Annotated in this window: 17 protein-coding genes; 3 read left to right on the top strand and 14 right to left on the bottom strand. The window is 36.8% G+C overall.

Translation table 11 applies throughout. The features are described 5' to 3' along the window. Positions 1-27 precede the first annotated feature (27 nt). Entirely contained in the window at positions 28-1,536 is a 1,509-nt protein-coding gene (zwf, locus tag OVA16_RS15810; protein ID WP_267761349.1) for a glucose-6-phosphate dehydrogenase, read from the top strand. Between the two features lie 84 nt (positions 1,537-1,620). After that, positions 1,621-2,340, top strand: coding sequence for a 6-phosphogluconolactonase (gene pgl / locus OVA16_RS15815; protein ID WP_267761352.1), 720 nt, complete (start codon positions 1,621-1,623; stop codon positions 2,338-2,340). A gap of 569 nt (positions 2,341-2,909) precedes the next feature. Here pgl and OVA16_RS15820 read toward each other — a convergent pair. The 13 genes from OVA16_RS15820 to OVA16_RS15880 all read right to left on the bottom strand — a co-directional run bounded on the left by OVA16_RS15820 (position 2,910) and on the right by OVA16_RS15880 (position 18,285). Beyond that, entirely contained in the window at positions 2,910-4,529 is a 1,620-nt protein-coding gene (locus tag OVA16_RS15820) for an NADP-dependent glyceraldehyde-3-phosphate dehydrogenase (protein WP_267761354.1), read from the bottom strand. 93 nt (positions 4,530-4,622) lie between these two features. Beyond that, the gene (locus OVA16_RS15825; protein WP_267761356.1) at positions 4,623-6,059 is read right to left on the bottom strand and encodes an MFS transporter; all 1,437 of its coding nucleotides are present in this window, start codon (positions 6,057-6,059) and stop codon (positions 4,623-4,625) included. Positions 6,060-6,153: 94 nt separating this feature from the next. Next, complete coding sequence (locus tag OVA16_RS15830) at positions 6,154-6,819, bottom strand: bifunctional 4-hydroxy-2-oxoglutarate aldolase/2-dehydro-3-deoxy-phosphogluconate aldolase (RefSeq protein WP_267761358.1); 666 nt, start codon at positions 6,817-6,819, stop codon at positions 6,154-6,156. Further along, positions 6,812-7,831, bottom strand: a complete 1,020-nt coding sequence (locus OVA16_RS15835; RefSeq protein ID WP_267761361.1) for a sugar kinase — start codon at positions 7,829-7,831, stop codon at positions 6,812-6,814. The genes OVA16_RS15830 and OVA16_RS15835 overlap by 8 nt, the downstream gene beginning before the upstream one ends. Positions 7,832-7,929: 98 nt before the next feature. Continuing rightward, a complete protein-coding gene (gene uxaC / locus OVA16_RS15840; protein ID WP_267761363.1) occupies positions 7,930-9,330 on the bottom strand; it encodes a glucuronate isomerase in 1,401 nt (466 codons plus the stop codon). Between the two features lie 210 nt (positions 9,331-9,540). Further along, the gene (locus OVA16_RS15845; RefSeq protein WP_267761365.1) at positions 9,541-10,356 is read right to left on the bottom strand and encodes an SDR family oxidoreductase; all 816 of its coding nucleotides are present in this window, start codon (positions 10,354-10,356) and stop codon (positions 9,541-9,543) included. Between the two features lie 167 nt (positions 10,357-10,523). Next, positions 10,524-11,354: a 5-dehydro-4-deoxy-D-glucuronate isomerase gene (gene kduI, locus OVA16_RS15850; protein ID WP_267761367.1), complete on the bottom strand. Its 831-nt coding sequence runs from the start codon at positions 11,352-11,354 to the stop codon at positions 10,524-10,526. 171 nt (positions 11,355-11,525) lie between these two features. Then, positions 11,526-13,172 carry a UxaA family hydrolase gene (locus OVA16_RS15855; RefSeq protein ID WP_267761370.1) on the bottom strand — a complete coding sequence of 549 codons (1,647 nt, stop codon included), beginning with the start codon at positions 13,170-13,172 and terminating at the stop codon, positions 11,526-11,528. Between the two features lie 65 nt (positions 13,173-13,237). After that, a complete protein-coding gene (locus OVA16_RS15860; RefSeq protein WP_267761372.1) occupies positions 13,238-14,752 on the bottom strand; it encodes a tagaturonate reductase in 1,515 nt (504 codons plus the stop codon). 223 nt (positions 14,753-14,975) lie between these two features. Then, positions 14,976-15,686, bottom strand: a complete 711-nt coding sequence (locus tag OVA16_RS15865) for a formylglycine-generating enzyme family protein (RefSeq protein WP_267761375.1) — start codon at positions 15,684-15,686, stop codon at positions 14,976-14,978. 5 nt (positions 15,687-15,691) lie between these two features. After that, entirely contained in the window at positions 15,692-16,144 is a 453-nt protein-coding gene (locus OVA16_RS15870) for a hypothetical protein (RefSeq protein ID WP_267761378.1), read from the bottom strand. Further along, positions 16,137-16,709: a hypothetical protein gene (locus OVA16_RS15875; protein WP_267761381.1), complete on the bottom strand. Its 573-nt coding sequence runs from the start codon at positions 16,707-16,709 to the stop codon at positions 16,137-16,139. Before OVA16_RS15875 ends, OVA16_RS15870 begins: the two co-directional genes overlap by 8 nt. 1 nt (position 16,710) lies before the next feature. After that, a complete protein-coding gene (locus tag OVA16_RS15880; protein ID WP_267761384.1) occupies positions 16,711-18,285 on the bottom strand; it encodes an MAP7 domain-containing protein in 1,575 nt (524 codons plus the stop codon). A 123-nt stretch (positions 18,286-18,408) separates the two neighbouring features. On the opposite strand from OVA16_RS15880, the gene OVA16_RS15885 reads away from it, so the two are divergent. After that, entirely contained in the window at positions 18,409-19,062 is a 654-nt protein-coding gene (locus tag OVA16_RS15885) for a YceH family protein (RefSeq protein ID WP_267761386.1), read from the top strand. A 363-nt stretch (positions 19,063-19,425) separates the two neighbouring features. Here the strand turns inward: OVA16_RS15885 and OVA16_RS15890 are convergent, their stop codons facing one another. Beyond that, positions 19,426-19,830, bottom strand: coding sequence for a GxxExxY protein (locus tag OVA16_RS15890; protein WP_267761388.1), 405 nt, complete (start codon positions 19,828-19,830; stop codon positions 19,426-19,428). Positions 19,831-19,904: the final 74 nt, after the last annotated feature.

Consider the following 19,904-nt stretch of genomic DNA (forward strand, 5'->3'; position numbering starts at 1 on the left):
TAAAGCATAAAAGCGAGCTTTAAAAAGATGAAAAAGTCAAGTAAACTTAATCCAACCATATTTGTAATATTTGGCGGCACAGGCGATTTGAACAAACGCAAATTGGCGCCAGCCTTATACAATTTATACACCGAGGGCTATATGCCTTCTAAATTTGCCATTATTGGAACTGGCCGTACTGCCTTTACCGATGAAAAATATCAAAAAGAGCTGTTAAATAGCGTTAATGAGTTTTCTAGAAATGGAAAAGTTAAAAAAGATAAATGGGAGGTGTTCAGTCAAAATATTCACTACAGCTCTATAGATGTAAAATCACAAGAAACTTTTGAAAATCTGAAGGCAGAAATTGAAAAATACCAAGCAGATTTTGGAGAAAACACCCAAGTAATCTTCTACTTAGCAGTAGCCCCTAACCTATTTCCTTTAATTGCGCAGTGCTTACACAAATACAAACTTACCGGTAACGAAGACAATTGCCGAATTGTAATAGAAAAACCTTTTGGTCATGATTTAGATAGCGCTAAAGAGTTAAACTTATTGCTTAGCGGCATTTTTACCGAAAAGCAAATTTACCGTATTGACCACTATTTAGGTAAAGAAACCGTTCAAAATATGATGGCCTTCCGCTTTGCCAACTCATTATTTGAGCCATTGTGGAACAGAAACTACATTGAACATATTCAGATTTCGGTAACGGAACAATTAGGCGTTGGCGATAGAGGTGGTTATTATGAAGGTGCAGGTGCCTTGCGTGATATGATTCAAAATCACTTGTTACAATTATTATCTATTGTGGCAATGGAAGCTCCTATTTCTTTCAATGCCGATGAAATTAGAGATAGAAAAGTGGAGGTACTGAGGGCTGTTCGTCCGTTTAAACCAGAAGAAATTAGCGGGCATGCCGTTCGTGGCCAATATAGTAAAGGCTGGGTTGAAGGTAAAGAAGTACCAGGTTACCGAACCGAAAAAGGTGTAGATGCACATTCTAACACAGAAACTTTTGCCGCCATGAAATTCTTTATCGATAACTGGCGCTGGCAAGGCATACCTTTCTACTTACGTACTGGTAAAAGAATGAACCAAACTTCATCTATTATTACCATACAGTTTAAAGATGTTCCGCATCATATTTTCTCTAACAACGTAGCCGAAACTTGGCAGCAAAACAGGTTAATCATCAGCATACAGCCAGAGGCAAGTATAAGGTTGCAAGTACAATCTAAACGCCCTGGATTAGACATGGTGCTTAACCCGGTAGATATGGTGTTTAACTACAAAGGCACTTACGAGAACGACTCGCCAGAGGCTTACGAAACTTTATTGCTAGATGCCATGACAGGCGACCAAACCTTGTTTATGCGTGGAGATCAAGTAGAAGCTGCTTGGGAACTGGTAATGCCAATTATCCATAGTTGGGAAAATAAAAAATCGTTAAGTTTCCCTAACTACGCAGCAGATAGCTGGGGCCCAGAAGAAGCCGAAGCTTTGATTGCCAGAGATGGTTTCCATTGGTTTACTTTGCCTATTAAAGATTAAAGAAGTTAAAGGTTAAGAGTTATGAGTTGAAAGTCTGTAATTCAGGCTCGATACTCATATCTCAATACTCATATCTAAGAATAAATGAAACTAAACATATTCAGTAATCAGACAGAATTAAACGAGCAATTAGCACAATACGTAATTACGGTTGCTAAAAAAGCTATTGCAGAAAAAAAACGTTTTGATTTTGTATTAACTGGCGGAAGCTCGCCAAAAGGATTATACCAACTTTTATCAACCACTTATAAAGATCAAATAGATTGGAATAAAACCTATTTCTTTTTCGGCGATGAAAGAACAGTATTTCCTTTTGAGAAAGATTATAACGGTTTAATGGCTAAAGAAAGCTTTTTCGATAATTTAGAGCTGCAAGACGGACATATCTTTTATGTAGATACCAATTTATCTCCAGAAGAAGCTGCTGCCAATTACAAGCAGAAATTAGATGAACATTTTGCTGGCGCTCCTATCATTTTCGATTTGATATTATTGGGTATGGGCGATGACGCACATACTGCTTCTATTTTTCCGCACACTACATTGGTAAATAATCAAGAAGCCACAGTAGCCAGTGTTTGGGTAGAGAAATTACACACCAATAGAGTAAGTTTAACTGCTCCATTAATTAACCAAGCTAAGCACGTGGTATTTATCACGTTTGGAGCAAACAAAGCTACAGCATTACATAATGTATTAGGCGATACGCAAGATTTCGCAAATTATCCATCTCAACTAATTAAACCAGTAAACGGCGATTTACAATGGTTTGTTGATGAAGCGGCTACAAGCTTGTTAAAGTAAAACAGCTTAATTACACTTTCGAGGTAAGATTTGTAAAGTTTCTTACCTCGAAAGATCATTGCTTCATAAAGTTCATTTCGCTTCCACGAAATATATTCTTTTCAGAACTTTATTCTTATGCACAAGAATAAATGCATATCATTTTATTCCCTGTTTTTAACAAACCGCTTTATCTTTTGATCTGGATTTGATAGCCGCTGTGGTTTTCATACCAATCACATTCATTTTTTAAGAGGTAGATCTAATTTCCTTTCTACAACAATTATGAAAATTTTGATGGTATGGTATTGGTTTGCCAAAAGTATCCTTATATTTTTTAGTAAAGCTAAATGTGAAGAAAATATAAATGATGCCCATGCTTTTTAAAACCTGAAAACACCAAAAATAAAAAAGGGCCAAGAAACTAGTTCCTGACCCTACATCTACCTATGAAAAACATACCCCCGAAAGGGTAAGCCCAAATGTAAAAACAATTTTTCAATATTCCGAACTTTTACAAGAAAATATTCTAAATATTTTTGTTTTACGTACAAACCTCATTGATTATCAGGTTAAATACGTTTTTAGCATTAAAATAAATATTTAGTGCTGAGGAAATTTGAGTTGTGCCCATCAATAATTTCGTTAAGCAAACGCTTGTTACTATCATTTAATTTAGTTGCCACTAGAGATCTTATAGAAAAAGAACGTAAAGCATCTACCACAGACAGAGTTCCTTCTGCACTATCTTTTCTACCAGTAAAAGGAAAAACATCTGGCCCGCGTTGGCATTGGCAGTTGATGTTTACACGACTAACCTGATTTACAATTGGATCAATCAACGCAGCAACTTCCTCATGATCCTCACTAAAGATACTCACTTGTTGCCCGTGGGTAGATTCTATTAAGTAGTTGATAGGTTCTTCAATATCATCAAAAGTAACAACTGGAATAACTGGGCCAAACTGTTCTTCGGTGTACAGCTTCATTTCTTTAGTCACGGGATAAACAATTGCAGGGAACACGAATGATTCCTTTGTTTGTCCACCATTTTTGTTGACCACCTGTGCACCTTTGGCTATGGCATCATCAATCACTTCTTTTAAGTAAGCTGGTTTTTGTGGTTCTGGCAGCGGTGTCAACGAAACACCGTCTTCCCAAGGCATACCAAATTTCAGCTTTGCTACTTCTTCAGAAAGCTCTTTAACAAAAGTATCTACATGTTTTTTATGAACAAAAATGATTTTTAAAGCAGTACAACGTTGTCCATTGAAAGAAAGTGATCCTAAAACCGTTTCTTTAACTGCAAGCTTTAAATCGGCATTTGCTGTAATAATAGCGGCATTCTTGGCATCTAAACCTAAAATGGCACGCAAGCGGTTTACCTTAGGATGCATTTTCTTTAACTGATCGGCTACTTTACTAGAACCAATTAAAGTTAACACGTTGATTTTTCCAGATTCCATTAAGCCTGGTATGATTTTATTACCACGCCCATAAATGGTATTTACCACACCTTTAGGAAAGTTATCTCTAAATGCTTTTAATAACGGATAAAACAATAGCGTACCATGTTTAGGTGGTTTAAACAAAATGGTATTTCCCATAATTAATGCAGGGATTAGCGTGGTAAAGGTTTCGTTTAATGGGTAATTAAATGGCCCCATACAAAGTACAACACCCAGCGGCGAACGACGAATTTGCGCTACAATACCTTGTTCAATAGTGAAACCTGCAGATTGCCTATCTATATCTTTCAAGGCATCGATAGTAGCATTAATGTATTCGATGGTTCTGTCGAATTCTTTTACTGAATCTCCGTAAGTCTTCCCTATCTCCCACATGATCAGTTTTACTACTTCTTGCTTCTTCTCGATAATATCTCGAGTAAACTTTTCTACACACTCAATACGTTGTGCTACGCTCATGGTTGGCCACTCTCCTCTTCCATTATTATAAGCAGAAACAGCAGCATCTAATGCAATTTGAGCTTCCTTTTCGCCACAAAGTGGATAAGTGCCTATTAGCTTTCGTTCTAAGCCGTTGGTGGTTTTAATACAAACTGGAGATAGCACGGTGTGCACCTCGCCAGACCAAGTTAACATGTCGCCATTAGATAGGTAACTACGCTGATCTAATGGCTCATCCAGTGCATACGCTGCAGGGATGTCTGCTTCTTTAGGAAACAGATTTTCTAGGTTTAGGGACATTTTTGTTTAATTTATTTACTTAGTTTATAGATTTAGTAGATTTTATATTTAATAATATATCCCCTCTAGTTTAAAGAGAGGATATATTTATTGTTAAAGCTTTATCACAGCCATTTTTGGCACTAAGGCTTTCATCACTGCCCAAGCAATTAAATAAGCTATGGCACAAAATGAGAAGATGATAAAATAACCTGCTTCAATCCCTTGAAAGCCCATAAATTTCATTTGCGTTTGCGCAGAATAATCGAACAACAAACCTGATGATTTATTGATAATTGTTGCGCCAATACCACCTGCTAAGCCTCCAATACCCGTAATGGTTGCAATGGCTGATTTAGGGAAACTATCGCCAATGGTGGAGAAAATATTAGCCGACCAAGATTGGTGTGCGGCACCCGCAATACCGATAATAATTACTGGGATCCAATATGAAATATGTCCTAATGGTTGAGTTAATAAGGCTAATAATGGAAAAAATGCAAAAATTAACATGGCTCTCATACGGCCTTCATACGGGTTCATTTTTTTCTTGTCTACAAAGAAAGTTGGTAACCATCCACCGAAAATAGATAACAAAGTAATCGCATATAAAATGAAAATAGCCAGCTGTCCTTCTGTATCAGATGATTTGATGTTATAAACTTCTGATAGGTAAGCTGGCATCCAGAATAGGTAAAACCACCAAACACCATCGGTCATGAATTTACCAAAAACAAAAGCCCACGTTTGTTTGTAGCTAAAAGCTTTTGCAAAAGACATTTTTTCTTGCACTAATGGCTCGCCCACAACTTCTTCTATTTTATCATCTTGATTGATATAAGCCAGTTCTTGGGCGTTAACTTTAGGATTATGTTCTGGCTTTTTATAGTAAAATACCCAAAAGCCCATCCAAACAAAACCTAAAGCACCAATGATAATGAAAGACATTTCCCATCCATAATATTTTGCAATTACCGGAATAGTTATCGGTGCTGCTAATGCACCAATGGTTGCGCCAGCGTTGAAAATACTGGTTGCTAAGGCTCTATCTTTCTTAGGAAAATATTCTGCAGTAGCCTTAATGGCTGCTGGAAAGTTACCAGCCTCTCCTACTGCAAGCACAAATCGAGCGAAGATGAATAAGGTTACACTAACGTTGATGATTAAAGCAACATCATTTACCTGCTCAATAGCATGTTTAGCACCTTCAAAACCTACAAACCAATTTCCAGTAATAATACCTGAGGTTGCAATACCACAAAACGCATGTAAGACGGCACCTACAGACCAAATACCAATAGCCCAAAGGAAACCTTTCTTGGTATCCATCCAATCTACAAACCGACCAGCCAACAGCATACTTACTGCATAAAAAATAGAAAACAAGGCGGTAATATTACCATAATCGTTGTTTGTCCAATGAAATTCTGGACTGATAAAATCTTTCCAGGTTAAAGAAAGTACTTGTCTATCTAGGTAATTAATTGTTGTAGCAAAAAACAGAAGCGAACAAATGGTCCATCTGTACTTGCTTTGCTTGGTTTGGTTCATATTTTTGGTTTATTTAATTTGGTTAATTGTGTGATTTGGTTAATTGGTTAATGGTTGATAGTCATGATGCTAACTGAAAACCGTTAACTGTAAATTAACCTCTTACCTTATTAATAATTTCAAAAGTCTGTTTAGTTAATGATTCGATTTTCTCGTAATCTTTTTGTTCGATGATTGGCTTACTTACCAACTTGCTGCCCATACCTACCGCACACACACCAGCTTTAAACCAGCTAGCAATGTTGTGTTCTTCAATTTCTACTCCGCCAGTTGGCACAAATAGTTGACCTTGGAATAATTCTCTGATTGACGAAAGGAAATCTGGACCTAAAATATTTGCAGGAAACAATTTGATGATGCCTGCGTTGTGTTGCTGTGCCAAATCAATCTCGGTTGGGGTCATACATCCTGGTATCCACAGCAAACCTGCTTCGTGAGTGACCTTTGCTACATCTGGATTTACAATTGGGCAAACGATAAAATCAGCGCCAGCATCTAAAAATGCTTTAGCTTGTTCCTCAGTTTTGATAGTACCAATACCTAGGAACAAATCTTGCATTTCGGTTTTAAGTGCTTCTTTAAAAATTTTGAAGTTCTCTAATGCTGCTGCACCTCTGTTGGTGTATTCGAAAACACGAACGCCACCTTTGTATAATGCTCTAATTATTTCTAAACTCACTTGAGCATCTTCATAATAAAATAGTGGCAATAAACCTTGTTTTTGTATGGCTTGTATAGCTGTTTCTTTATTTTTAGTCATTTTGATTTTGGGCAATGGTTTGGTGAACGTCTTGAACAGTTGCAGTGGTACAATCGCTTGGAATGTACAATTTGTTGTAGGCAGCGCCAGTGGCGAAATCTAAAATTTGCTGAGGCTCGTGCTCATTGTAGAAGCCATAAATTAAGCCTCCCATATAGCAATCGCCACTTCCAACGCGATCTAAAATTTGCTCCGAAAGATATTCTTTAGAAACAAACAGTTGATTTTCGGTAAATAACGTAGTGTAATATCTGATCCCTACTTTATAATCGAACCTAAATGTATTGGCTACATGCTTACATTTTGGAAACTTATTGATGATTTCTTTAGATGTAATTTCTGCCTGCTTCAAATAGTTTTCCTTGGTATCAATCGCCACTACATCGCTTTGCAAAGAGATGCCAAGCATTTGTTCGGCAGCCCAAATGTTACCCATAATTAAATCAGCGTATTTCGCTAATTCTGGTACAATATCTATAGGTTGCTTACCGAATTTCCAAAGTTTTGCTCTAAAATTTAAGTCGATGGAAACTGTAATTCCACGTTCATCTGCCGCTTTTACTGCTTCTAAACAAACATCAGCAGCATCTTGGTTTAAAGCTGGGCAAATGGTACTGAAATGAAACCAAGAAATATCCTTAAAAATCTCATCCCAGTTTAAAGTTCCAGGTTTGATACTTGCGAAAGACGAATTTGCTCTATCATAGATCACTCCTGCATTTTTGAGGTCTTTACCTTTCGGCAGATAATACAAACCCAATCTGTCGCCACTTAACTGCATTCTCGACGAATCGATATTACATTTGTGAACGTAGTTGAGAATTTGCTGTGACATGAAATTATCAGGCAATGCCGAAAAATAGGCCGATGGGACATCCCAAAGCGCCAGTGCTGTAGCCACGTTCAATTCTGCGCCTCCAACATAAAATGGTAATTGATTATCTGCCAACCATTGTCCATCGGTATCCGGACAAATGCGCAACAATAATTCCCCAAAACTTAAAACTTTCATCTATTAAAGGTAAAAGGCGAAAGGTATAAGGTAAAAGGCATTTATATTGCCATTCAATCTTATCCCTTTCTCCTACAATGTGATTATAAATTTGTTATTTAAAAGCTAAAATAGGCTTTTGCATTGTGATAACAAATATTTTCCACTAATTGGCTAACCAATTTTATATCGTTAGGGATTTCTCCATTTTCTATATCGGTACCAAACAGATCGCATAAAATACGGCGGAAATACTCGTGACGAGGGAATGAAAGGAAACTTCTAGAGTCGGTTAACATACCAACGAACTGACTTAACAAACCTAAGTTAGATAAGGCGTTGATTTGATTGATCATTCCTTGTTTTTGATCTAAAAACCACCAGCCAGAACCCCATTGCACTTTTCCAGCTACGGTACCGTCTTGATAATTACCAATCATGGTGGCCATTAGCTCATTATCTGCCGGATTTAAGTTGTATAAAATAGTCTTAGCCAATTTGTTACCAGCATCTAATTTATTCAGGAATTTAGCTAAAGCTCTGCCTTGAGAAAAATCTCCAATAGAATCGAAACCTGTATCTGGACCTAATGAGGCTAACAAACGATCGTTGTTATTACGAATAGCACCTAAATGATATTGCTGTACCCATCCTCTTTCGTGATCCCAAAGGGCAAATTGAAAAAGCATAGCCGATTTGAATTTCAAGTTTTCTTCTTGTGTAATCGCCTTTCCTTTTCTTATTTTAAGGAAGATTTGAGCTACTTCTTCTTCGGTATAATCTTCGGCATAAATTTGCTCTAAACCGTGGTCAGAAACTGAAGCACCGTTTTCTACAAAGAAATCGTGACGAGATTTTAAAGCCACTAAATATTCTTGATAGTTAGTAATTGGCTTTTCTACAATGGTAGCTAATTTATCTACATATTGATTTAAACCAGCCACATCATCAGCGTTCATTGCTTTATCTGGTCTAAACGCAGGTAAAACCACTAAATCAATACCGCTAGCTTTAATTTGCTGATGAAATTCCAAATTATCTAAAGGATCGTCTGTAGTACACAGCGTTTTCACGTTCATCTTTTTCAACAAACCTAAAACGCTGTATTCTTTAGTTTGAAGCTTTGCATTACATTCGTACCAAATTTGCTTTGCCGTTGCTGGCGAAAGTAATTCGTGGATATTGAAATAACGTTGTAGCTCCAAGTGTGTCCAGTGGTATAATGGATTTCTTAAAGTATAAGGAACAGTTTCAGCCCATTTCTCGAACTTTTCCCAATCTGATGCACCACCAGTAATGTAATACTCATCGATACCGAAAGTACGCATGGCACGCCATTTATAATGATCGCCATATAGCCAAACTTGGGTAATATTCTCGAACTGTTTATCTTCCGCTATTTGCTCCGGAATTAAGTGATTATGGTAATCAATAATAGGCATGTGCTTTGCAAAATCGTGATACAAAATACGTGCTGTTTCCGTTTGCAATAAGAAATTCTCGTCTAAAAACTTTTTCATTTACTTTTTGGTTGTTTGGTTGTTTGGTTTTTAGTTGGTTAGCATACATGCAAATCAAACCTACAACTCACTATTAAAACTTTATACTCATATACCTTAAAGCATTTTCATTTTAAAACGGAAATACTTTAATAATAATTAAAATTCGATTGTTATTGGCATACTAGTTTTTTAACTAAAAAATCAAACAACTAATCACAAACCAACTATTTATACTCCCCCAAAAATAGAGAAGCCGCCGTCTACACAAATCATTGCTCCTGTTACAAATTGAGAAGCATCGCTTAACAACCAAACTAAAGCGCCTTTCAATTCATCTGGGTTACCAAAACGTTTAAAAGGAGTTTGTTGGATCACTGCACCACCTCTAGCCGTGTAACCACCATCTGGCGTAGTTAATAAATTACGATTTTGCTCTGTTAAGAAGAAACCTGGTGCTAGTGCGTTCATTCTAATTTTATCGCCATAACGGTTAGCTAATTCAACTGCAAACCATTGTGTATAGCAATCTACAGCAGCTTTACCCATGTTGTAACCTAATACTCTGGTAATTGCTCTTTTAGAGTTCATCGATGATATGTTAATGATACTACCTCTACCAGTCTCGGCAATTGCTTTACCAAAAACCTGTGTAGGAATTAAAGTTCCCCAAAGGTTTAAGTCTAGTACGGTTTTCATTCCGTCCATCTTCATATCAAAGATGTCTTGCTCTGGTAATAAAACACCATCTGGCATGTTACCGCCAGCTGCGTTTACTAATCCATCGATTTTTCCGTAGGCAGCTAAAACTTTATCACGAGCAGCAATTAACTGTTCTTCGTTCATCGCATCAGCGATTAAAGAAATAGCTTTACCGCCATTTTTGTTGATTTCATCGGCACGCTCGTTAGCTACTTTTTCGTTTCTACCTAAAATACCAACGGTACCGCCAGCTTCAACAATTGCATCAATAAAGGCTTTACCTAATATTCCTGTACCGCCTGTTACAACGATAACTTTATCTTTTAATGAAAATGATTGTTCCATTTTATGTTGTTCATTTTTACCACCAAGACACGAAGTACACAAAGATTTATACAGTTTCTTGGTGTCCTTTGTGTCTTTGTGGTTAATTAATTATCCTAATCGCTTTAAGATTGCTTCGCAAAGCTCGCAATGACGAAACTTTTTACTTTCTACTTTTAACTTTCTACTTATCTAAGTTCTCCTACTGCAAACGTATCCATGTCTGCATAATCTAAATTCTCGCCTGCCATGCCCCAAATAAAGCTGTAGTTTTTAGTACCAGCACCAGAGTGGATACTCCAAGATGGCGATAAAACTGCTTCGTGATTGGCCATTACAATGTGACGAGTTTGTTGCGGTTGTCCCATAAAATGGATTACTCTTTGGTCTGCTTCTACATCGAAATAGAAGTAAACTTCCATTCTTCTGTCGTGTGTATGAGGCGGGATAGTGTTCCAAATAGAACCTGTAGCCAAAGAAGTTAAGCCCATTACCAACTGACAGCTTTGAATACCATCTTTGTGGATGTAACGAGAAATAGTACGTTGATTTGCTGTTTCTAAAGCACCTAAATCGGCAGAGAAAACATCTGCATGACTGGCAAACGCTGTTGGATAGCTCGTATGTGCAGGAGCCGAAAGTGCGTAAAAAACAGCAGGATTAGTGCCATCTTTACTGCTAAACTTCACATCCTTAACACCTTTACCTAAGTATAAGCAATCTTTTTTGTTCAATTCGTAGCTAGTTCCATCGGCAACAATGGTTCCTGCACCGCCAACGTTAATAATACCTAATTCTCTTCTTTCTAAGAAATAATCGGCACGTAAAATATCGTAATTACCTAAATCTACTACGGTGTTTACTGGTGTGATTAAACCGGTAATCATTCTGTCGTAGTGCGAATAGACAAAATTTGCTTTGTCTGTCGCTTTCAAGTCGTCCAACAAAAATCTTTCGCGGATTTTTTCGGTGTCGTAACTCTTGAAATCTTCTGAGTGTACTGCTTGTATTTGTTTCATTTTCTATATTTTGGGTCCGTCAGTAGAGGTTTTGGTTTGGTTCTCTTTTTAATGACAGACGATTTTGGCTAATATACTTGTTAACATTGCGTTAGACAAATGATGATTTGTCCAAACTTTACTGTACAGGCGCAATATCTTGCGCCTCAAGAGACACAAAATATTGTGTCTCTACAATGATACGCCGCGTTTCCACGGAATAAAATCATCTTGGTTTAATAACACCGCTTTTGGAATTACCTCGCCGCTTGCTGCTTTGATGCAATATTCTAAAATATCCTCGCCCATTTCTTCAATGGTCTTTTCTCCTTCTATTACTGGTCCTGTGTTGATATCAATGATATCGCCCATTCGCTTGGTTAAGGCATTATTGGTAGCTACTTTAATTACCGGACAAACGGGATTTCCTGTTGGTGTACCCAATCCGGTAGTGAATAAAATTAGTGTAGCACCACTTGCAGCTTTACCAGTAGTAGCCTCCACATCGTTACCTGGTGTACATACCAAGTTTAAACCAGGTTTAGTTGATGGTTCTGTATAATCCAGCACATCAACAATTGGCGAAGTACCGCCTTTCTTGGCAGCACCGTTGCTTTTAATGGCATCGGTAATCAGGCCGTCTTTAATGTTTCCTGGAGATGGGTTCATGTGGAAACCAGAACCTGCATTTTCTGCCGCCTGACTGTAAGCTCCCATTAAAGCCATAAATTTCTTTGCAGATTTCTCTTCAATGGTTCTATCGATCATGTTTTGCTCTGCACCGCACAGCTCAGGAAACTCCGCTAATAAAACCGTGCCACCTAAAGCCACCAACAAATCTGAGCAATAACCTACCGCCGGATTTGCGGAAATACCACTAAAACCATCGCTACCACCACATTTCACGCCTAAGTTCATTTTACTTAATGGCGCTGGTGCTCTTTCAATTTTATTGGCTTCTACCAAACCTTCGAAGGTTTTTTTAATGGCCAAAGCAATCATATTTTCTTCGCTTTGCGATTGTTGTTGTTCAAAAATATAAATTGGTTTATTGAAATTTGGGTTACGTTCTTTTAAGTCGGCAGTAAAATCCTGAACCTGTAAGTTCTGACATCCTAAGCTCAATATCGTCACTCCTGCAACGTTGGGATGATCAGCATAAGCTGCTAACAACTTACTTAAAACTGCCGCATCTTGTCTGATACCGCCACATCCACCTTGATGGTTTAAAAACTTGATACCATCTATATTTTTGAAAAGACGCCTCTCCCCCAACCCCTCTCCAAAAGAAAGGGGAGCTTCCAACGATGAAAGGTCTGTTCCATTTTTGTAAGCATCTACTAAATGCCTAGTGTAATCTTTATATTTTGCTGTTACCGCGTAACCTAATTCATTATGTAAGGCTTCTCGGATGACGTCTAAGTTTCTATTTTCACAGAAAACCGTTGGGATAAACAACCAATAATTGGCTGTGCCTACCTTACCATCTGCACGGTGGTAGCCATTAAAAGTTCTTCCTTCGAATTTGGAAACATCTGGCGCTTGCCACTCGTAATGATATGGACGATACTCGTAAGGAGCCGCCGCATGTTTAAGGTTATCGGTGGTCATTCTAGTACCTAATTTAACTGGAAACTGGATTTTGCCCACCAAAGTGCCATACATATAAACTTCATCACCTGCCTGCATATCTTGCGTATAGAATTTATGCTTGGCATCCACATCATCAACCAATTGATAATTTGAACCTTGGTAAGCCACCAATTGACCAGCTTTAAGGTCGGTTAAGGCTACCAAAACGTTATCCTTTGGATGTACTTTTAAAACTTGTTGTTTCATTTATATTTTATTTCATCAGCAATAGGTGCTGTTTCGCAATGTATCGGTAAAGTTTAAACCTCTAATTAAGCTTCTTTTAATTGGCTTACATTAAGCTTAGCCAAAGCTGATGATATGCCATTATTAACGATTTCTGTATATAAGACCGTAACCTCGGGTATAAATCCCATCAACTGGTTTAAATTTACATTCCAAATGTTTTCATCTGTTAAAACTTGTTCCACAAAATCATTTGGATTTTGGCTATATTTTTCAAATAAATAAGGTGCAGAGTCATCGTTTAACCGATAACTCGCACCATTATCCAAACCAAAATATAGACCGTTCTCTTCTCTCTGCGGGCGAGAGAAGGCCAAGTAAGCAGCAAAACCTAAAGCAATATGCGCTGGAACTTGGTTAAATATTTTATAATAATTTAGCAACAATGGAAGAATACGGATTTTCATCTTCATTGTGTACTGAAATGCAATGCTAGACCAAAAATGCTCGATAGATGGATTAGCAAAACGATCTTTCACTGCATTTGCGAAAGCATCGTTCTGTTTCTTATCTACCTCGTAAGGAATTGCTGGGCCAATTTCTGTAGCCATTAACGTTTCGATGTAGTTGCTCATCAGCTCATTGCTCATCGCATTTTTTACGGTATCAATGCCTAATAAAAAAGCAATACCCGAACTTAAAGTATGCGTACCATTCAACAAGCGTACTTTTAATTCTCTGTAAATTTCGATGTCTTCGGCAATAATCACACCTTCGTCAACTGTTGCAAAAGAAAGCATATCAGCTACGTGTTTGCCACCTTCAATAGCCCACAGGCGATAAGGTTCGGTCATCGACAACAAATTATCTTCGTAACCTAATTCTTCTTGTAAGGCTGCAAAAGTTGCTACATCTGGCTTACCCGGCACAATTCTATCTACCAAGGAATTGCAAAAAGTATTTGCTTGCGCCAACCAAGCGATAAAGTTTGCTTCTAATTGATTGTGATGTGCCAATTTAAAAACGATTTCGCCCAATTTAGTTCCATTATCTGGAATGAGTTCGGTAGCAATAATTACTAAACCTTTACTATTATCGCCATTAAAAGCTTTGAAACGTTCGTATAAAACAGCTAATAATTTTGCTGGAAATGAAGTTGGCGGATTACTGTCAATACTTTCTTCTACGTACTGAATACCTACTTCTGTTGTGTTAGAAACCACAATTTGCAGTTGTTCTGATTTAGCAATCTCTAAAATCGCTTGCCAATCTTTTTCGGCTGCAATTACCCTACTAATGGCCGATGAAATGATGTTTTCTGAAACTGGCTGTCCGTTTTCGATACCACGAACACAAAGCGTATACAATGCATCTTGCTGATCGAACTCGGAAGTATTGTTACCCGTAGATTTTACTACCGCAACGCGACCGTTAAAAACTCCCTCACGATTAGCTTTATCAATAAAATAATCTGGCAAACCACGTAATAATACGCCCGTTCCAAACTGCAAAACTTTTTCTGGTAATTCGAAGATTTTGACATTTGGCGCAAAAACGTTTTCGGTGTTAATTAAACTTAGATTATCTTTTGATAAAATCATTTCTTTACAAGCTTTTCAAATTATTTTTTTTGCCGGTAAAGAATTGTGAAGTACCCTTACTGGCATTTGGTTGAAACAATTCTACATAATTTATGCTAGTAAAACCTTGATTTTAGTGCAAATATTTGCGCAATCGTTCCCGAGAACGAGGGGCAAATTGAAGCGGGGCTAGATTAGATTTTTAAATGCACTTACAACCGTAACTACAGTTGAAATTTATTAATCAATTTCTTTTATATTTTAGGCTATTTGGTACATAGGGCAAACTCTCGACCACACTAAAGCCCAAACTATCTAGGTTTTTGCTTTGTGCTACGCCCATTCTGTGATATGGCTGTTCGTACTTTGTTTTCTTACCATTAGTACCTTTTCTTGCAACGCGTTGTAGCATAGCAGCATTAGTATTTGCATTCGTGCTTTCCTGATACACATCGGCCAACCATTCCCAAATTTTACCATTAGCCTTTAGTATGGCATCGTTATTCCACGTTTGTGTATAGTTAAATAGATTATTCTTTTTTTGTACGTTTAAATGGCCACCTTTTGCTGCATATTCCCATTCGGCTTCGGTTGGCAAGCGATATTTCTTACCCGTTTCCTTACTTAGCCACTTGCAATAATTTTGCGCATCTTCCCAGGAAACATTTACCATAAGATCTTTTGCGGTGTGATTATTAGGTAAGCTTGGCATTTTTACCCCGATGTTGTAACAATATTTTTGATACTGCTTAACTGTTACCGGAGTTTTGGATATTACAAACCCCATGATACTTACCTGCCTAGGTGCATTTAAGTGAGTGGCGCTATCTACTGCTAAATTACCCATCATAAATGTACCGCCTTTTACTTTTACCATTTTAGGATACTCTTGTGCTACCGCTGTTGATATCGCTAAAAGTGACCAAAGCAGGGAGATCATTGAAAATAGCTTCACAAAGCTTAATTTAAGCTTTTTTCGAATTTTTGTTTGCTCCACTTTGCGTAGTAGTTTATTTTATCGACTAATGGTGGTATGTGCTGATTCATATATTTTATTTCGCCCAAACTGCTAGCATTAATCACAAAGCCAGCCTGCTTTACATCCATCTTATAAATTGCAGCCGATTGAACAATAAAATGAAATTGCCTAATTAGATTTTCAGTTTCATTTTTGTTTGCCTCTTTGCTCAAATATTTTTTAAACCTGCTTTCTTGCAAGACACCAATTTTAATGAGGCTATCTAGCTTTTCAATTTTATGTTTTATTGCGAACTCTTTGGCATTGATAACCTCTTTTATAGTTAACAAATAGTTTTTTATAGCCATTAAACTGTCTACATTTTTTATTGTTTGCGATTTAGCACCAAGCGCTGCGAACAACAAAACCAAAGCAAAAATTGATTTTTTAATCACACCACCTTGCCTTTTTAATTGAAACGCCTAATTTATCAAAAGCTTTAATGATATCATCTGCCAAATATTCATTTTGCTTTTCGTAAGATAAATGCAGAAAAAACAAGTCGCTATAATTTACGTCTGTTGTACCGTTTTCACTTTTACGAGAAATTTTTACGGCACTAGGCGTGGTTTCAAAAACAATATTGATATCTTTTGCTACAGCGATGATTTTGTTTAGTTCAATTTCTTGTTTTTCGACATAGGTACTATCATTGCTGCTTTGCTTCTTTCTAAATTCTAAGGTTAAAATTTTAAGATTAGTTTGCACAATTTGAATTACCTCCCCTTTTTCGTTAGTAACTGGCATGGTTAAAATGCTATCTTTAATACTGTAACCATTAACCATTTCAAACTTTTCGCCTCTGTAGTTTATGGTATCTTTCTGTGCTACTAGCTCACGCTGTAATTGTTTGTTTAACAGATTGAAAAGCTGTTTATCTTGTGAAAAAAGTTTAACAGATGAGGCACAATTAATTAATATAAAAACAGTTATACAAATTTTTAAGAAAGAGCTCGTCATTTTATAAATCTAACCCTAAAGATAACATCCAATATCTATGCTGCACCATCTTGCTGCTATCAAAATCTTGCGCAATCCATTTGCCTTCTACAGTCCCTACATTATAACCTTGAATAGCGCCTTTTTCTGAAGCTGCGTTAGCCTGTTTGTCTACCTTAAAAGATTTAAACAACGCCCCCACGCTGCCACTTAAATAAACTATACCGAACCTAAAACCTACTTTACCTTGTACAGAAGGAAATGCTGTGAATGGCATAACTGGTGCAGTATCAGAAAAATTAAAGCCCATATTGGCCTCAGGCGTAAGTTGCAGATAAATATTTTTTTGCGGCCATAAAGTTAAAGACGGACCTACCGAAATGGAGAAAACATTAATATTATCAAAGTTTGCTGATTTAGTTACGTCCCATTTACTTCCATTATCTGCTTCGAAACTATAATTTAATGTACGTGTGGGCAGTCTCATTATGTTACTCATTATGGATAAATCTAAGCTAAAAGCCTTTTCATCGTAAGAATCGGAAGTTCCTAATTGAAACCGATGATAATAAGTGCTGTTTTTAGCGTCGATAAACTGACCATAGCCGTAGGTCCAAGGCGTAGAAGTAAGGGTAGAAATTGTACTAACTACAGCCTCAGATATAGCTGTAGCTGCCAAGCCATTATCAATTTCGGTTTTCCAAGCATAGTTTAGCGGAACTTTATTGTAGCAAGTATAATTTTCGTAAGCCCTTTTTGCATCCTCCCAGCCTTGGTTGGTTCGTTTACTTCTAGCCTTAACCACTAGCTGTTCAACAATATTATATTGCCCCACACAATAAAGATAAGCCTTGTATTCTCTATCTTCCTCTTCTTTAGTTTTTACTTTTTTTACTTCTTTCTTAACTTCTACAGGTTTCTCTAACAAGTTTTTTTCTACCTCAGCTAGTTTTTTCTCTTCTTCTAATGCTTGTCTCTTTTGTGCATCCTGTTCGTTTTTTAATTTCTCATCAAGTGCTTTTTTTTCACTTTCGATGCGCTCTTTCTCTAAACGTTCTGCATCTAATCTCTCTTGTTCCTGGCGTTCTTTCTCTAGATTTTCTTTTTCGAGCCTTTGTTTCTCAATTCTTTCTTTCTCTTGCTGTATTTTTTCTTTCGCTAAACGTTCTTTTTCTAACCTTTCTCGTTCAATTTTTTCTCTTTCTTCTCTTTCTTTTTCTGAAATGTTTTCAACTTTCATCTCTACTAGGTAGGCATTACTAACCGAATTACCCGACTTAACGCAATCCTTTGTATAGATACTGCCTGTAAAACCACCATCAGCAGTTTCTTGCCCCGCTGATAAAGTGAAACTTTTGGTGCCAGATTTGTAACCGCTACATTTATCTACTACCCTATAGGTTATTGTAATTTTAAGCTTAGACTGTGTATGGTTTTTAACCACCAGATTATACTTCTGATAACTTGCTGGATCTGCATCGTTAACTAGCATTTTAGCAGAAACACCGCTATAAGTACTATTTAAAAGATAAGTTTGCTGAGCATTTACATTATAGCTTATAAATAAAATTAAGCAGAGATAAATAATTTTTTTCACGTACGTTTAGATTAAAGATTTCTACCGAAATTACGCACAACGAGAAAAGCTAAAAATACCTAAAAATAATGATTTTTACCGATCAGTTTATATATTTGAAAACCGCATATAAGTAGAATCAAAATGGAAAACGAAATCAAAATACCTGTACTGAGTGCCGAACAAATTAGGGTTTTAGGCGCTTTAATGGAGAAAGCCAAAACCACGCCAGATTATTACCCGATGACGATGAATGGTTTGGTAAGTGCTTGTAACCAGAAAACATCGAGAAAACCTGTGGTTAATTACGATGAAGAAACTATCGGTGCTGCTCTAAACTCCTTAAAAATAGGCGGACTGATTTCTACGTCTACCGGAGGTTCGAGCAGAGCTACTAAATACAAGCACAATTTTGCCATCGTTTATCCTATTTTACCTTCGGAAGTAGCAGTAATGTGTTTACTGTTTTTACGTGGGCCACAAACTCCTGGAGAAATCAACACCAACTCTGGCAGATTGTATGAGTTTGAAACATTGGAAGAAGTGAACCAAACGCTAGACAAATTAGCTGGCGAAGGTTATCTTAAACAATTACCCAAACGTCCCGGACAAAAAGAACAACGTTATGCGCATCTTTTTGCTGGCGATGTAGCGTTTATTGAAGATGATTTTGTTAAAGATGAAATGACTGGCAAATCAAATTCTGCCTTGGAAGAAAGAGTGGTAAAATTAGAAACTGAACTGGCGGAACTGAAAGAGAGTCTAGCTAAACTAATGGCCGAACTTGGCGTGGAATAGTTGTTGTGGCTTACCATTTAAAAGGCTTTTTAGACTCCATACGTATATTTTACAAATGTGCCTAACAGTTTTTTACCATATAAGAAATATAAGATAGCATAATTCAGCCTAAAATACATTTACTTATATTTCCTTAAATGCCCTATATGGTTCACATCTTTTTTACCATATAAGAAATATAAGCTACATATAAGGTAGCGTAATTCAGCCTAAAATACATTTACTTATATTTCCTTAAATGCCTTATATAGTTCACATCTTTTTTACCGAGTAAAAATAGTTGGTTCATATTTAGCTCAAAATTACTATTGCTCACTTAAATGCTTGATATAGCTAACTAATTATTTAAACCTTATAAACACTTCAATAAAGTTCTTCATATAATTCATTAACATAAGTTTTTTGGCCTTCTTTAAAGATATGAGAACAATTAAAGTTGATCATCAACCCTATCGGCAATTTCAATAACTTCATGTAAGTCATTAGTTTAGCAATATGAATTGGCTGCACCGCATCAACGGACTTAAATTCCACAATCAATGCATCTTCAACTAGTAAATCACATCTTAAATCTACATCCATGTACAAACCTTTATAGTTTACAGGAATTGTTAATTCGGATTTAAAATTGATATTTCGTAGTATTAGCTCATGCACCATACATTTATGGTACACACTTTCTAATAAACCTGGGCCTAAAGCTATGTGAACCTCGATTGCGGCGCCATTAACTTTATAAATTAAATCTGTTAGGTAGGCTCTTGTCATCTCTTTAAATTTTTACTAAGCAATATAAAGAGATAAAACCAGATTTAAGAACTAGTTAAAACAAATATAAAAAA

Source organism: Pedobacter sp. SL55, assembly GCF_026625705.1.
Taxonomy (GTDB): Bacteria; Bacteroidota; Bacteroidia; order Sphingobacteriales; family Sphingobacteriaceae; genus Pedobacter.

Bases quoted from the DNA above. Each gene is read 5' to 3' on its own strand.
- zwf (WP_267761349.1), top strand. From the start codon at position 28: ATGAAAAAGTCAAGTAAACTTAATCCAACCATATTTGTAATATTTGGC.
- pgl (WP_267761352.1), top strand. From the start codon at position 1,621: ATGAAACTAAACATATTCAGTAATCAGACAGAATTAAACGAGCAATTA.
- OVA16_RS15820 (WP_267761354.1), bottom strand. From the start codon at position 4,529: ATGTCCCTAAACCTAGAAAATCTGTTTCCTAAAGAAGCAGACATCCCT.
- OVA16_RS15825 (WP_267761356.1), bottom strand. From the start codon at position 6,059: ATGAACCAAACCAAGCAAAGCAAGTACAGATGGACCATTTGTTCGCTT.
- OVA16_RS15830 (WP_267761358.1), bottom strand. From the start codon at position 6,819: ATGACTAAAAATAAAGAAACAGCTATACAAGCCATACAAAAACAAGGT.
- OVA16_RS15835 (WP_267761361.1), bottom strand. From the start codon at position 7,831: ATGAAAGTTTTAAGTTTTGGGGAATTATTGTTGCGCATTTGTCCGGAT.
- uxaC (WP_267761363.1), bottom strand. From the start codon at position 9,330: ATGAAAAAGTTTTTAGACGAGAATTTCTTATTGCAAACGGAAACAGCA.
- OVA16_RS15845 (WP_267761365.1), bottom strand. From the start codon at position 10,356: ATGGAACAATCATTTTCATTAAAAGATAAAGTTATCGTTGTAACAGGC.
- kduI (WP_267761367.1), bottom strand. From the start codon at position 11,354: ATGAAACAAATACAAGCAGTACACTCAGAAGATTTCAAGAGTTACGAC.
- OVA16_RS15855 (WP_267761370.1), bottom strand. From the start codon at position 13,172: ATGAAACAACAAGTTTTAAAAGTACATCCAAAGGATAACGTTTTGGTA.
- OVA16_RS15860 (WP_267761372.1), bottom strand. From the start codon at position 14,752: ATGATTTTATCAAAAGATAATCTAAGTTTAATTAACACCGAAAACGTT.
- OVA16_RS15875 (WP_267761381.1), bottom strand. From the start codon at position 16,709: ATGACGAGCTCTTTCTTAAAAATTTGTATAACTGTTTTTATATTAATT.
- OVA16_RS15885 (WP_267761386.1), top strand. From the start codon at position 18,409: ATGGAAAACGAAATCAAAATACCTGTACTGAGTGCCGAACAAATTAGG.
- OVA16_RS15890 (WP_267761388.1), bottom strand. From the start codon at position 19,830: ATGACAAGAGCCTACCTAACAGATTTAATTTATAAAGTTAATGGCGCC.